We start from the raw sequence: 14,843 nt of genomic DNA on the forward strand, positions 1-14,843 counted from the left end.
CGTCATCTTGCCACCGCTCGTCCGCTGCCAGCTCGGGCAATCGTGTCCCACCTGCCTCGGCCGCCATTTATGGGACAGCCCTCAGATGTCCGCTTTCGGTGACCCGAAAAATATCATAAATCCCCTCACATGAAAGAACATTTGACGGAAAAGAGGTGGCCATTTCCAGGTACCTGGCCGATGTTTTCCAGACGTATCGGCCGGATGGTTGTGCCGCCCGCACGCTCCGCATTGATGTTTCCGTGACCTTCGCCTATTTTATTTTCCGTAACGGCATATACCGGCACAGAGGCCCCGCATTTCCGCGGGCGCCTCACTCAACCGTGTCCACAGGCAGGGGTCACCCATGGCGCTGACGGTCGACGAACTGGTTGCACTGTTCCCGGCGGGGGGTGCCGGTACGTTCGAGCTCGACACCGGGCGGCTCGGGCTGACCGGCGAGGCCGGGTCCCTGGAGCACCTGCCCAACGGCATTCTGACCCTCAGTGAGGCGACTGCCGACAGCGCCGCTCTGACAGTGACCGGCAAAGTCACTTTGGCCGGTGAGGCGATGCCGGCCAGCGCCCGGTTCTTCGCCGCGGGCACCGCGGTCGATGCGCTGCTCTTCGAGGCGAGCCCGGCGACCTGGCTGCTCCAGACTGCCGTCGCCCGCGTCGACCTGACCGGGCTGTCCGGTGGCCGGTCACTGCGGGTCCTGCTGGCCGCCGGACAGGCCGCGGCCGCGGCCGGACGGTGCCCCGGCACCGGGCCCTGGGTGGGCTTCCAGCTTGGCGGGGCAATCGCCGACCCGCTGGAGTTCCGCGCCGAACTGCGCAAGGAGTCCATCGGCACGGCCCAGCCCCTCGACGGACCGCCGCTGCTGATCACCCCGCTGCTCGAAGCCCTCGGCGAGTACGGCGTCGAACTGCCCGGACCGCTGGTCGACTGGCTGGAGCGGGTCCAGCTGCACCAGCACCCGATGGGCAAGATGGACAACCTGATGGTCACCGCCGAAGCGCCGGTGGACCACGGCACCGGCGCGAACCCAGTGGAACTGCTGGTGCTGCGTACCACGGTGCTCGGCCGCACCGGCCAGGACGGCAAAGCCAAGGCCACCACCGTCGCCATGGTCCGGGCCCGCACGGACTGGGACGGTTCCGGGCTGCCGGTGGTCGGACCCATGATCGGCAACGGGCTGCTGTCCCTGCCCGCGCTCCAGATCATGTACGTCTCCGAGAACCTCAGCGCCGAAGACGTCATCAAGATCAACCGGGTCGTCACGGAGTACGACCTCGGCCCGCTCCAGCAGTTGCCGGTGGTGAACGCGGCGGCAGGGGTCCCGCTGGGCAAGAACGTGAGTGCGGCGGTCCACCTCACGGTCATGGGCCATCCGACCCCGGCGCTGGTGATCACCGTCCCGCCGAAATTCGGACCGGCTCCGGAGAGCCCGGACAAGCCGAAGCTCGAATACGAGTTCGTGATTGGCAAGCAGTTCGGGCCGGTCTACCTCTCGTCGATCGTATTTCGCTACGACCGCAAAAAGGGCCTGCTGATCGAGCTCCAGGGCCAGGTCACGATCGGTTCTCTCACCTGGCAGGTCGCCGGACTCGGCTTCTACGTCGGCATGAGCGGCGGCTTCCCGCTGCTGCCCTTCCTGCACGGCATGAACATCGAAGCCACTGCCGCCGACGGACTCATCGGCCTCAAGGGCGGCCTGCTCAACAAGACACCCGACGACCCCTCCCTCGACTTCGAACTCGCCGGACTGATCCTCGTCCAGGCGATGGCGGTCGAACTCGGCGCCCAGGCCGTGTGGGCACGCAGCGTCGAAGGCTGGCACTCCGTCTTCATCTACGGCGAGATCTCCCTCCTCGGCGGCGCCTCGGTCTTCGGCCCGCCACCCTTCACCGTCACCGGCTTCTCCGCCGGATTCGGGATCAACAGCTCCTTCAAGAAGGTCCCCACCGGTGCCGAGATCGCCGAATTCCCTCTGGTGGCACGACTGGACGCGGCCCAGGCCCTGCCGGGCATGCCGGCCCCGACGCCGTACACCCCCGAGGACGCACTCAAGGCCCTGACCGGACCCACCGGCTGGATCCGCCCCACCGAGGGCCAGTACTGGATCGCCGCCGGAGTGAAGTTCACCAGCTTCGGCTTCATCGAGACCAAAGCCCTCGCCGTCATCGAACTCGGCGACTCCGTCAAGGCCATGCTGCTCGGCCGCACCTCCGTCAGCCTGCCGCGCACCCTCAACCCGAACGCCCGGGCCATCGCCAGGGTGAACATCGGCCTGAGCCTCGGTTTCAGCTCCGCCGAGCACTGCCTGTCCATGGACGTGGCTCTGCTGCCCGGCAGCTACGTGCTCGATCCGTCCATCGAACTCACCGGTGGCATCGCCGTCTACGTCTGGACCGGCGGAGGCCGCGCCGGTGACTTCGCCATCAGCCTCGGCGGCTACCACCCCGACTACAACGTCCCCACACACTACCCCCGGCCCAGACGACTCGGGTTCGTGTGGTCCCCGGCCGGCGACATCACCGTGCGGGCCGAGGCATACGCCGCGATCACGCCCGCCGCGTTCATGTTCGGCGGACGCCTGGCCGCCGTTTACGACAAGGGCATCTTCTCCGCGTGGTTCACCGCACACCTCGACGTGCTGGTCCAGTGGAAACCCTTCTACCTCGACGTCCGGCTCGGCATCAGCATCGGCGTCGCGGCCACCATCAGAGTCTGGTTCGTCCGGGTCCGCATCTCCGTCGAGGTCGGCATCGACCTCCACTTGTGGCTGCCGCCCTTCGGGGGCCGGGCCACCGTCAAACTCTGGTTCATCTCCTTCAGCTTCGGCTTCGGCTCCTCCCGCGACAGCACCCCCGCCGTGGACTGGCCCGAGTTCCGCACCCAGATCCCCGCACCCGCCCGGGTCATCCCCAACGAGGGCCTGCTCGCCGACGCCGATCAGGGCGAGATCACCCGGCGTGCGGCCGCCAAGGAGCCGACCCTCGTCTCCTCGGCCGGATTCACCTTCACCACCGAAGCCGGCATCCCCGCCTCACACCTGTACATCAACGAACGGCTGATCAAGCAGTCCGACGAGGGGACCATTGACATCCGCCCCATGCGGAAGACCGGTGTCACCTCAGCCCACCGGGTCACCATCACCAAGGACGGCACGACCTTCCACCCCACCGACCATCACTGGGTGGCCAAGCCGGTCACCGGCACGGTCGCCCCCGGCCTGTGGGGCAAGCCCCTGGCCAAACCCGGTGATGCACTTCACGGCGACCAACTGCTCGAAAACCGCCTCACCGGCCTGAGGATCACCCTCCCCAAGCCGGACTACGGCACCGACACCGGGCCCGTCACCTCACAGGCGCTCTCCTACGAAGGACTCCCGGACGGCCGCATGCCCCTGCGCGTGTCCGCCCCCGCCGGGCCCGAGCCGCGGGCCGACGACCAGAGCATCCGGACCATCGTCAAAACCGTCGCCGCCCCCACCGTCAAGGACCTCCGCACCGCCGCGCTCAGCACCCTCGCCCGGCTCGGTGCCGGCCCCGGCGCCGGCACCGACAGTCCGCTCACCGGCTACGCCGCACTCGCCGGCCGCAGCCTGACCACCCCGCCCCTGACCACCACCGCGACGAGGTGACCGGCCGTGACCGCTGAACCGGATCTGCGCATCCACTTCCTCGACCACCTGATCCCGCGTGCCACCCCCGGCGACTACCGGGTCGTGGTCAAGAACACCCTCAGCGACTCCGACGGCGAACTGGACGCCCAGGACAAGCTGCTCCCGTCGGAGGAGACCTTCGAGATCAAGGCCATCCGCTTCGTGCTCAGCGAAGCGTCCGTCCACGCCTACTACCCGCCGCGCGAAAGCACTGGCGCCTACACCAGGACCCTGCCGCACATCACCCTCAGCCGGTCGATCCTGCCCTGGGAACGCAACCTCGCCGGAACCCTCGCCGAGCCGCCCCCGGCCCGCCCGCCCTGGCTCGCCCTGCTCGTCTTCGGCGAGAACGAACTGCCCGACGACCCCGCCGCGTCCGGGGACACCGTGCTGCGCACCGTCGAGGAGCTCCGCAACCCTGCCGAGGCGGGGGTCAAGGGCCCGAACCTGCCGCCCGGCGGCGTCGACGAGGCTGAGGCCCGGAGCAAGTGCCAGACCATCGACGTCCCGGCGGACCTCTTCAACGCGGTCGCCCCGCGCGACGACGAGATGTACTACCTCGCCCACGTCCGCAAGGTCGTCGACGCGAACAAGACCCGGGCCGACGGCGAAGTCCTCGAAGAAGGTGAGTACGCGGTCGTCAACGCCAACCGCTTCCCCCACAACCCCGGTAACTACGCCGTCCACCTCGTCTCCCTCGAAGGCTTCGAGGGACGCCTGTCCGGCACCCTGCCCGGCGGCACCACGGCCGTCCGCCTGTGCTCGCTGCACAGCTGGAGCTTCACCAGCAGCGAAGGGCCCGCCGCCGACCCCGGAACGCTGCTGGAGAACCTCGTCGCCCCCGGCGCCGAGGAGCCCGAAGAGCTCGCCCTGCGCCTACCGGTTACCGCACCGATCACCGACGACCCCGAGGACGACTACGTCCGCGAGCGCCTTGCACTCGGCTACACCGCCGTCCCTCACCTGACCCTCTCCGGCGAACGCACCTTCGCCTGGTACCGCGGCCCGGCCACCCCGGTCACCGCTTTCGACGTCCCCACCGAGCACAGCCCCGGCCCACACACCACCTCCGACCACGCGCTCATCTACGAGCCCGAGCACGGCATCTTCGACGTCAGCTATGCCGTCGCCTGGACTCTCGGTCGCACCATCGGCCTGGCCGACCCCGAATACACCACCACCGTCGGCCGGGCCCGCCGCGAACTCGCCAACCGGGCGACGACACTGATGGCGCTGGCCGGAGACCCGGCGCGCGCCTCGGTCGACCCGGATGCCCCGCCCGCCCTCGGCGCACTGCGCGAACTCGCCTCCGCACGCTTCCGCGAGCGGCTCAGCACCGGCCTCAAGAGCCCCCAGCTCCCGGACGACGCCGGACGCAGGACACCACAGCCGAGAGTGACACGTACACAGTCAAGGTCCGTACTCGCGGAAGAACGCACCGTCTCCCTGCTGCGGACCACCGCGGAACGCAACGCCGAGGCCATCGCCGCCTGGCAGGCCCGCCTCGGCCTGCTCCAGGGCGTGCCGTTCCACCACCTCGTGCCCGACCCGCGCATGCTGCCCCTGGAATCCCTCCGGATGTTCCGCCTCGACCAGGGCTGGCTGGACGCGCTCGTCGCCGGAGCCGCCGACGTCGGTGTACACACCTCCGTCGACAGCCGCCTCGCCCCCGAACTCAACCGGGCCACCGCCCGGTCGGGCAACACGAAGCGGGCCGCCGGCGGGCTGCTCATCCACTCCGAACTCGTCCCCGCCTGGCCGGACATCAAGATCTCCGCCTACCTCGAGGACGGAACCGTCCTGAGCGAACTGCGCCGCGCCAAACCGGACAAGAGGATCCTGCTCGTCCTCTGGGACGGCGTTCCCGACAAGGTCGTCATCCGCGAACCGGGACAGGGCATCCACTACGGCATCGACGCCGGGAACCGCCTCGGCCTGCGCAGCCTGGCCACCGACCCGCCGATCGGCACCCCGCTGGAGACCTACTACCCGGCCACCGGCAGCCTCTTCGACCTCCACCTGCGCTCCAACCCGGACACCGGACCCGCGGTGCTCCGGATGTTCGGCACCGGCGGTCTGGTGCCTGCCCTGGCCCGGGAGTTCGGTCTCACCGACCTGGACCCCGGACAACTGGCCCTGGAACTCGTCAACGCCCCGCTGGAACAGGAAATCCTCAGCCCCACCGGCACCGCTGCCCGGACGGAGACCGCCCGATGAGCGCCACGGACCTGATCGTCCCCGTCAAGGTGAACGCCCTTGTCGTCAACCGGCTGACCCGCACCGCCGAGACGTTCAACCGGTGGACACCGAACTTCGACGCCATGGTCGAGGAGGGCGCGAGCGCGGAACCGCCCCCCGGCGTCGGCACCGAGACCATGGGCGCGGACAGCGAAGGCGTCTACGTCCAGTGGCAGCTGCCCGAGGCGCTGGCCAACGGACACCACGACCAGACGACGGGGGAGACGACCTTCCCCTTCGTCCCCAACCGCTGGCTGGTCGTGCGCTACAGCACCACAGAGGCGGAGGCGGACCGCAAAGCCGTCGGGTGGATCGTGCAGAGCGACTACCTGGAGAGCCGCCCGGTCCAGGACGCCGACGGCAACGACATCTACGGCACCAACAAGCACCCGAACCCCGATACGCCGGAGGGCGCTCCGCTGGAGCTGACCTTCCTCGGCCGCCGCCACGACCTCACCCGGGCACCGTGGACCGAACCACCCGCCCAGAAGCCGCACCTGACCGCGGCCGGGCCCGGACTGCCCGGCTTCGCGGCCTACCAGCCGTACAACAAAGACGTGTTCTCGATCCATGACACCCTTGAGGACCTCAAAGGCGACCTGGACAACTACCCGCCCGACGCGACACTGAGCTACTTCGTCGTCGGCTGGTACAGCGACGACGAACTCGACTACCTCAACCACGCCGCGTCCGTGCCCGGTCTGCTTCCGCCGGACGCGAGCGGGACGGCCAACCTCCTCGAAGCCCTCGGCTGGGACACACCCGACGGCACCGCCGTCGACGCCCTGGACCGCACTCTCTACAGCGGCTCGGCGCTGGGAGTCGACTGGCAGCGTGAAGGCGCCACCCACGAGTCCGACAAACCGAGCAACATCGAACTCAGCGAGATCCTCACGCTGGGCAGCAGCAGCGCCGAAGCCCTCGGCCGGCTGGCCGCCCGCCAGACCCGGTCCGCGCGCACCGGGGACCTCGTACGCTCCCTCTTCCACGGCACCCTCGAAACACTCGACACCGCCGACGGCGAAGAGGACCTCGACACCCTCACCCATCACTCCTGGTTCTCCGGCTCCGACGGCGGCCATGTCTGGAAGGTGACCGCGCGCCCCGTCGACGGCGACGACGAGCTGCCGCCCCCGCCGCCGGAACCCGGATGGCTGACCGAACTCAACGATGTCCAAAGGCAGTACGACGACCTCACGCTCAGGCTCCGCCACTCTCAGCAGCGTCTGTGGAACATCTGGTGGCTGCGCAACAAGCCGGTTCCCCCGTTCACCCCTGAGCACCCCGCAGGTTTCGACGCCGCAGCTGATGTCCAGCTCAACGAGAGCGATGCGACGAGCCTGGCCGGGCGGACCAAGGCTTTGCTCGACGAACAGTTCGTGCTGCTGAGGCAACTGCCCACCGGAGGCACCCCGGAGGAACTCGCGGCCGACATCGCGAAGTACGCGACCGAACGCGGACTCGACCCGCGCTACCAGCTGGAGCGCACCGCCCGCGAGTCCTACTACCGCCCCGCCGACCCGGTCGTGCTCATCAAGGACACCGGTGCCAAGGAGCCCCTCACCCGGGACACCCCGCTGCCCTGCCGCCTTCCCGAGGCCCTGATCACCCGGATCACCGTCGGCGGCACGACCTACGACCGGCCCACCACTCCGCCCAGCCCCGGACTGGCCGGTCTCCCCGACGCCTGTACCCCGCTGCTCGCCGAGTTCGCCCTCCTGGACCAGGTAGCCCGGGTCCCCGGCGCTCTCGACGCGGCCCTCAAGGACCCCGCCGCCGTCACCGGGCCCGTCCCCGAGTACACCGCACCATGGCGGCAGCCCTGGCTGCCTATGCACCTCGAATACGAACTGAAGTACTGCCCCACGCCCTTCCAGGCCGACGACACCACCTACTGGACCTTCAACGGCAGCCGCTACGAATGGTCCGGCCGGGGAGCCCAGCCCGGCGGTGGCGAAGCCGACCTGCGGTGGCTCGCCTTCAAGAACCGGGCGTTCCTCACCCCGAGCGCGCCGTTCGTTCTGCAGAAGCAGATCGACCACTACCTCGACACCTACTCCGGCGCTCCCACCGAGGGCCTGCTCGCCCTGCGCGAGGAACTCGGCGACCCGGGAATGCTCTCCCAGCGCCTCGACGGCTTCCACGACTGGCTCGTCCAGCAGGACGGCGCCGCCAGGACCACCGTGCACGTCCCCGAGGCCGTCGCCAGGCTCGTCGGTGACATCCAGAGCGTCCCGGAAGGCGGCCCGCTCGAACCACCCGCCGATGACCCCGGAACACCGTTCCAGCCCGTGCGCGCCGGCCAGTTCACCTTTCACGACCTGCGCATCGTCGACCGCTTCGGGCGCACCTACGACATCGTCAACAGCGGCAACTACGAACAGGTCTCCCTCACCCTCGCGGAGAGCGTTGCCCCTGACTGCGTCCTGCACGAGGACCTCATCGGCACGGCCCGCTTCGTCCAGCTCGGCCCGCGTCTCCTTCAGGGCGCCCGCGTGCGGCTGGAGACCGTACGCGCCGTGGACGGACAGCGGCTCTCGCCGATGGCCCGCGCGACCACGACGGAAAACCCCCTGGCCGGCTGGCTGCTGCTCAACCACCTCGACCAGACCCTCGTCGTCCACGGACCCGACGGCGTCTGTCTCGGCGAGCTCCGCGTCGTCAAGGACATCGACGGCGCGGACGACAGCGTGTGGCTACCGCTCCCCGGCTCGCCCCACCCCGACGTCGACGCCCCGGAGTTCGAGGACGCCATGCCGCACCTGGCCCGGTTCGTCCGCACCCTCAAGGACAAACCCGCCGCCGCACTCACCGGTCTGCTCGACACCATCGACCAGACCCTCGACACCATCCTCGACGACGCGGCGCAGGAGGACGGCTCTGCGCTGCGGCTCATCGGCCGCCCGCTCGCACTGGTGCGCGCCGATCTGGGCGTCGAGCTCGAGGGGCCGCTGCTGAGCAACCCGAGCTGGGACCAGGTCCTTGGAGAGTCGGAGGAGGAGTACGACGGCTACCGCTGGCCGGTCCGCCTCGGCAACGAGAAGCGGCTCGGCGACGGCCTCATCGGATACTTCGCCGGGGCGACCGGGCCCGACCAGGAGACCTCGTACGAACTCTTCCACGCGGTCATGCCGCAGGGCGGCGGGGGCTATCTCACCCCGATCGACAAAGGCCACGGCCTGGCCGTGCCCGCGCGCACCCCGGACCAGCCGGTGACGCACCACCTGACGCTGCTGATGGATCCGAACGCGGCGGTGCACGCCACCACGGACATCCTCCCGGTGACCAAGGTCCAGCTGCCCGACGACCTGGTGTCCGAGGCGATGCGGCGGATCCGGGCGTCCTTCCGGCTCGGTCCACTGCTCGCGGCCGAGCGGGTCGACAAGGCCGAGGAAGCCCGGCGGACGTGGACGGGGGAGGAGCCGACGGAGGCAGGTGTGGTGCTGCCGCAGCCCGCGTCGTGGCACGGAGCGTGGAGTTGGGCCGAGCCGCGTGGCTCGGAGACCGAGTGGGTGGAGCTACCGATCGTTCCGGCCGATTCCACGGCGCACTTCGGGGATCCGCAGGCAGAGGCCCGGTACGGATACCTGCTGCTCGACGCGACCGAGGCGTCCTGAACCTCCTTTCCAGAAGGGCTGTTGCATGAGCGTTGTCATGGTGAACACCACCAACCTGCTGCCATACGAACCGTCGACCGACCCAAAGCCGCTGCGGGTGAGCTCCGCTGAGGAAACCGAATACGGCTCCGTCAACATCAATGTCGGCAGCGGGATCACCACCCCGGCCTGGTGCAACAGAATCACCATCCGGGTACCGGTCGGCGCGGGAGCCGAGCACCTCACCACCGAAGGCGCCGGCATCAGGACCGGTGCCAGTACCGGCTGGACGCCGTCTCCCCCCACCGTCTCCGGCGGCTTCGCGGTCATCACCTTCACCCCGGCCCGCGCGGTACAGTTCACCGGACAGATCGTCACCCTCACCCTGTCCAACATCGCAGTCAACCGCACGGCGGGTCAGGTCTCCATCGAGATCATCGAAAGTTCGTCAACGACGAACGGGAGCTTCACCAACAAGAACGCCGCGGTCGAGGTGGACAAGTTCCCGGCCGGGTTCGTGTTCCGGAATTTCGCGCCCGAGAAGATCATGGTGGAGAACGGTGAGGTAGCCGTGCTCCGCTGGGAGGGCTCGGACGCGAAGTACACGCTGCACTGGGGCGACACCCCCGCCGGAGTCTCCCTTGACAAGGAACGTGTCTGGTCCACCCCGCGCGGCCTGACCACCGTCACCGGCTTCATGCTCCGCGCCGAGGTCACAGCCGGCGGCGTCACCCTCACCCACACCCTGACCACGGCCGTCACCGTACGCATTCCTGACCTCGTCGTCAGGAACCTCACCGTCCAGGGCCCGGCCACATTCGCCGACAGCGTCAGCCTCAGCAACACCGCCAAGGACCTGACGATCGCCGGATCGGTGCGCGGTGCGGGCAGCAACCCCTTGAGGGTCAGCCAGAACGCGGGCCTGAAGGTCGACGCGGCCCTGAACGTCACCGGGGCGAGCACCTTCAACGGCTCTGTCACCGCTGTCGGGACCGGGAAGATCGTCCGGATCGCCGACCTCCGCGGCCCGTACGGCGAACCGCTCAAAATCAACAGTCACGTCAACGTCTTGCCCGGTAACAGCGTCACCATCACCGACAATCTCACCGCCAACGGCAATATCAAGGCAGGAGGAAATCGGGTGCTCCGGGCGGGCGACACGCTCCGCTTCGTAAGTCACAAGAACAGGTACCTGCAGGAGGGGCCCGACTATGGCGGCGATAAGGAGGTAGCCCAAACCTCTAGGATCCTCTACAACAACGCCGCCTGGCGGACACAGCATGTCTCCTCTGCCAGCTCGTTTGGAAAGGAGCCGGAGGGAATGCAGGAGCCGGAAGACCTCTCGCAGGATGAGCAGACCGTCACCCCGGACCCGCAACTTTGAACCGGCCGCCGGGGGCGCCGGCGCAGGTCACGCATTGGCCCCGTCGCGGTCAGTTCTGTCGGCGCGGGCACCATTCTGGTCGGTGATGTGTAACAGTGAGCGTTTTCAACGTGGCCACTGATCGGGTGATGCCGGTCAAGTCGAGGTGAGGACCGCAACGCACAAGGCTCCCGTGCCGTTGGTGGAGGTGTTCGAAGTCTCAACCCATCGGCACAGGAGCCCTGTTGGTTCCCTATCCTGCCGCACTCGACCTCCCGCATGCCCTCGTCGAGTGGGTCACGATGCTCATCGTCACCCGTGAGGGTGACCGCAGGTGCAAACTCCCGCCGCACCAGCGGGCGCTCATCGCTCTGGTGTACCTGCGCCGCCACGACACCCTCGTCCGGATCGCGGCCGGCTTCGGGATATCCGTCGGCACCGTCCACGCATACGTCACCGCCGTGACCGGTCTGCCCGCCGATCGCGCGCCGGGCCTGCTCAAGACTCTGCGCGAGCGCGATCCGGAGTTCGTCCTCCTGGACGGGACACTCGCCGAATGCGACCGCGTCGGCGACAGCCGGGCCGACTACTCGGCCAAGCACCGCCGGCACGGCGTGAACGTCCAAGTCATCTCCGATCCTGCCGGTGAGGTGCTGTGGATCTCGCCCGCGCTGCCGGGCCGCACTCACGACCTGACCGCGGCCCGCACCCACCGCATCATCCGGATCTGCGAGCGTCAGGGCGTCCCCATCCTTGCCGACCGCGCGTACCAGGGCGCCGGCCCCTGGGTCACCACCGGACTCAAACGCCCACCAGGCGGCGAGCTCACCCTCACCCAGCGCACCGTCAACCGGGCCCTGGCCGCGGCCCGGGCACCGGTCGAACGAGGCATGACACGGCTGAAGTCCTGGCAGATCTTCCGCAGATCCCGCATCAGCCCCAACCGCATGACCGTCATCGCCAAAGCCGTCCTCACCCTGGAGCGGCAAGGCTGAAAACGCCCACTGATCCGCGACACCCCTGATGATGACTGCGAAGCCGTGCTGGGTGTGGCGTCGTCGAGCTGACCCGCGCAGCCGGTCTGGATCACTTCACTCCACCGCGACAGGTCACTAAATTTGGGCTTACGTAACCGTCACTGGTATGCGGTCACCATGCGGCGATGACCGGCGCGTCGGGTTCGTGCTGCCGCCAAGCCTCGTTGAGGCGCGCGAGCCGGCCCGCGGCGGCGATACCGCGCACCGCTGCGATCTTGTCTTCGGTGACATCGAACGTCACGGCGCCCAGAACTTGGCCGCCGAGGACGAAGAGGACGGCGGGGGCGCCGTTGACGAGCGCGTAGTGGATGGCGGGTGCGCCGCCGGCAAGGCGCCGTTTCGCGGGCGTGGGCCTGAAGCCGCCGCGCATGACGGCGGCTACGCGCTGCGGAGTGTCGTACCGCATGAGCTTCTCGGCCAGGCCGGCGCCGTCGGAGATCGCGATCACGTCGTCGGTGAGCAGCGCCACCAGGCGGTCGGTGCGGCCAGAGGTGGCGGCGCTCAGGAATTCCTCGATGATCCTGCGGGCGGATGCCGGGTCGACTTCGCTGCCGCCGCGGCGATGTGTGGCGCCGATGCGGGTCCGAGCGCGGTGGAGGTGCTGTTGGCTCGCGGACTCGGTGATGTCGAGGATGTCGGCGATCTCTGCGTGGCCGTAGGAAAAGGCTTCGCACAGAATGTATACGGCCCGCTCAACGGGTGAGAGTCGCTCCAGGACGGTCAGCATGGCCAAGGAGACCGATTCGCGCTGTTCGAAGGTGTCGGCCGGCCCAAGCATCGGGTCTCCGTCGAGGAGCAGTTCGGGGAACCACGTGCCGGCGGTACGTTCGCGGCGGGCCTGTGCCGAGCGGAGTCGGTCAAGGCACAGGTTGGTGACGACCTTGGTCAGCCATGCTTCCGGGGCCTTGATCTGCTGCCGGTCGGCGGCCTGCCAGCGCAAGAACGCGTCCTGCACGGCGTCTTGGGCGTCGGCGGCGGAGCCCAGCAGACGGTATGCCAGCGAGGCCAGCCGGTTCCGGCTGGCCTCGAACCGGCTGGTGTCGAAGCGATCGCTGACGGTGTCCATGTGGATCACCCTAGTACTGCAACGGTCTTTGCTGTGACGGTTGGGCAGTTTCTGGTGGTGTGTGGCCTCGTTGTTTGTAGTGGCTGATTCGGGCTTGGTGTTGTCGTCGTCGACGCCAGTGTGACCAGTGCAGGACGTGGTCGATGCTCGGGCGGGGTCGGGTGAAGCGGGTGATCAGGCGTCGGAGTTCGGGGAGGGTGAGTGGGATGAGCTGGGAGGATCCGTTTCTGCTTTCCCGGCATCCTGTTCGCGGGCCCGTAGGACGGTGAGGCAGGCGTGGGCGGCCATGGCCAGTGTGATGTGGCGGTGCCAGCCCGAATAGCGGCGGACCTGGTAGTCGTCCAGGCCGCACTCCTGTTTGGCGGTCTGGAAGCATTCCTCGACCGCCCACCGGCTGCCGGCGACGTGGATCAGTTCGTCGAGGGTGGATTCGGCGGGGCAGTAGGCGATGTAGTACGAGATCTCCTGGGGCTTGCGGACACTTCGCCGGGCGATCACCCAATGCCGTCGGTCTTCGCGGTGCCAGGGACGGACCTCCACTCGGGCCCAGTCGTAGACGCGTGGCCCGTGGGCGCCGTTGCCGCAGGAACGGCGTTTCCATTTCTGCCGGGGCAGGCCGGGAAACAGGTCGTGGACGGGGTGGTCCATGGCCCAGCGGGTGACGACGGTGTCGTGACGGGTGGTGGCCATGACGTGGAAGACATCGGCCCGCTCGAGTTCGCTCCGCCAGCCTTTGGAGTAGCCGTAGGCGGCGTCCGCGGTCACCCAGCGGAACGGGATCTTCTCGGCGATCGCCCGGCGGACCATGGCTTTGGCGATGGCCACTTTCGTCTCGAAGGCGACCGTGTCCTCGATGCCCGCGGCCCGGCACCGTTCCCGGTCCTCCGTCCATGACGTGGGCACATACAGACGGCGGTCGATCAACGTGCGGCCGCGTTCGCCGGCATAGGCGAGGAAGACACCGACCTGGCAGTTCTCCGTCCGCCCGGCGGTGCCTGAGTACTGGCGCTGGACCCCGGCAGATCGGACACCCTTCTTCAGAAACCCGGTGTCGTCCACGATCAGCACCGCACCCGGGTCACCGAGATGCTCGACTACATAGTCACGGACATCGGCCAGGACCTCATCGGCGTCCCAGTCGCACCGGTTCAGCAGACGATGGATCCGGTCCGGGCCACCATGACCGGCCTCCTCCGCGAGCGTCCAGCCGTTCTTCCGCTCCAACGGGGCTATCAGCCCCCGCATATACGCCAACGCCGACTCCCGCGGCTCCGACCGGGCGAACCGGTGCACGAACCGCTCGTGCAACTCACCCAGACCCGCCGCCCATGACCTGACATCCCCAAGCACCCCACCCATGACCAGACCAACGACCGCCCTGGCAACCAGTCACGCCAAACGCCGTTGCAGTACTAGGGCGCGTATTTGGTCGTGATCATTCTGGGAAGTTGCCCTCGCGGCGTGGCCTGATCCGGTAGACTGTATGCCGTGACGCGAGTGCAACTGTCAGATGCGGAGTGGGAGTTCATCGAGCCGTACCTGCCGATCGGCGAGTACGGCCCGTACCCCGAACGGCTGCGCCAGCAGTTCGAGGGCGTGATCTGGCACTTCAAGACCGGCAGCCAGTGGCGTGAGATACCCAGGGAGTTCGGTGCCTGGTCCACCGTCCACAACCGCTTCCGGCAGTGGAGGGACGCCGGAGTGTTCGAGGCCGTCCTGGAGGGCGCGATCGCGGAGGCCGCCAAGCGCGGCGAGGTGGACCTGTCCCTGGTCAGTGTGGATTCCACCACCGTCCGGGCCCATCATGACGCCGCCGGGATGCACCTGGAGCCCGATGCCCTGGCCGCCTTGGAGAAAGCCGCCGAGGAGGCGGAGAAGGCCCGGCAAAAGGGGGAGG

General features: G+C 68.5%; 8 protein-coding genes. 6 read left to right on the top strand and 2 right to left on the bottom strand.

The window, feature by feature from the left end; all coding sequences use genetic code 11:
- Positions 1–346 precede the first annotated feature (346 nt).
- The 5 genes from ACFY15_RS35085 to ACFY15_RS35105 all read left to right on the top strand — a co-directional run bounded on the left by ACFY15_RS35085 (position 347) and on the right by ACFY15_RS35105 (position 11,838).
- Complete coding sequence (locus tag ACFY15_RS35085; protein WP_390826860.1) at positions 347–3,625, top strand: DUF6603 domain-containing protein; 3,279 nt, start codon at positions 347–349, stop codon at positions 3,623–3,625.
- A 6-nt stretch (positions 3,626–3,631) separates the two neighbouring features.
- Positions 3,632–5,863, top strand: a complete 2,232-nt coding sequence (locus ACFY15_RS35090) for a hypothetical protein (RefSeq protein WP_390826861.1) — start codon at positions 3,632–3,634, stop codon at positions 5,861–5,863.
- Entirely contained in the window at positions 5,860–9,501 is a 3,642-nt protein-coding gene (locus ACFY15_RS35095) for a hypothetical protein (RefSeq protein WP_390826862.1), read from the top strand. The genes ACFY15_RS35090 and ACFY15_RS35095 overlap by 4 nt, the downstream gene beginning before the upstream one ends.
- Positions 9,502–9,538: 37 nt before the next feature.
- The gene (locus ACFY15_RS35100; protein WP_390826863.1) at positions 9,539–10,864 is read left to right on the top strand and encodes a hypothetical protein; all 1,326 of its coding nucleotides are present in this window, start codon (positions 9,539–9,541) and stop codon (positions 10,862–10,864) included.
- Between the two features lie 224 nt (positions 10,865–11,088).
- The gene (locus ACFY15_RS35105; protein WP_390826864.1) at positions 11,089–11,838 is read left to right on the top strand and encodes a transposase family protein; all 750 of its coding nucleotides are present in this window, start codon (positions 11,089–11,091) and stop codon (positions 11,836–11,838) included.
- A 154-nt stretch (positions 11,839–11,992) separates the two neighbouring features.
- Here the strand turns inward: ACFY15_RS35105 and ACFY15_RS35110 are convergent, their stop codons facing one another.
- Together ACFY15_RS35110 and ACFY15_RS35115 are read right to left on the bottom strand one after the other, a co-directional pair.
- Positions 11,993–12,946 (bottom strand): sigma-70 family RNA polymerase sigma factor, encoded by a 954-nt coding sequence (locus tag ACFY15_RS35110; protein WP_390826865.1) that lies wholly within the window; start codon positions 12,944–12,946, stop codon positions 11,993–11,995.
- A 174-nt stretch (positions 12,947–13,120) separates the two neighbouring features.
- Positions 13,121–14,305 carry an IS701 family transposase gene (locus ACFY15_RS35115; protein ID WP_390826866.1) on the bottom strand — a complete coding sequence of 395 codons (1,185 nt, stop codon included), beginning with the start codon at positions 14,303–14,305 and terminating at the stop codon, positions 13,121–13,123.
- A 129-nt stretch (positions 14,306–14,434) separates the two neighbouring features.
- On the opposite strand from ACFY15_RS35115, the gene ACFY15_RS35120 reads away from it, so the two are divergent.
- A partial coding sequence (locus ACFY15_RS35120; protein WP_390826867.1) for a transposase occupies positions 14,435–14,843 on the top strand: 409 nt, incomplete at its 3' end.

This window comes from Streptomyces sp. NPDC001373 (assembly GCF_042895815.1).
GTDB lineage: Bacteria > Actinomycetota > Actinomycetes > Streptomycetales > Streptomycetaceae > Streptomyces.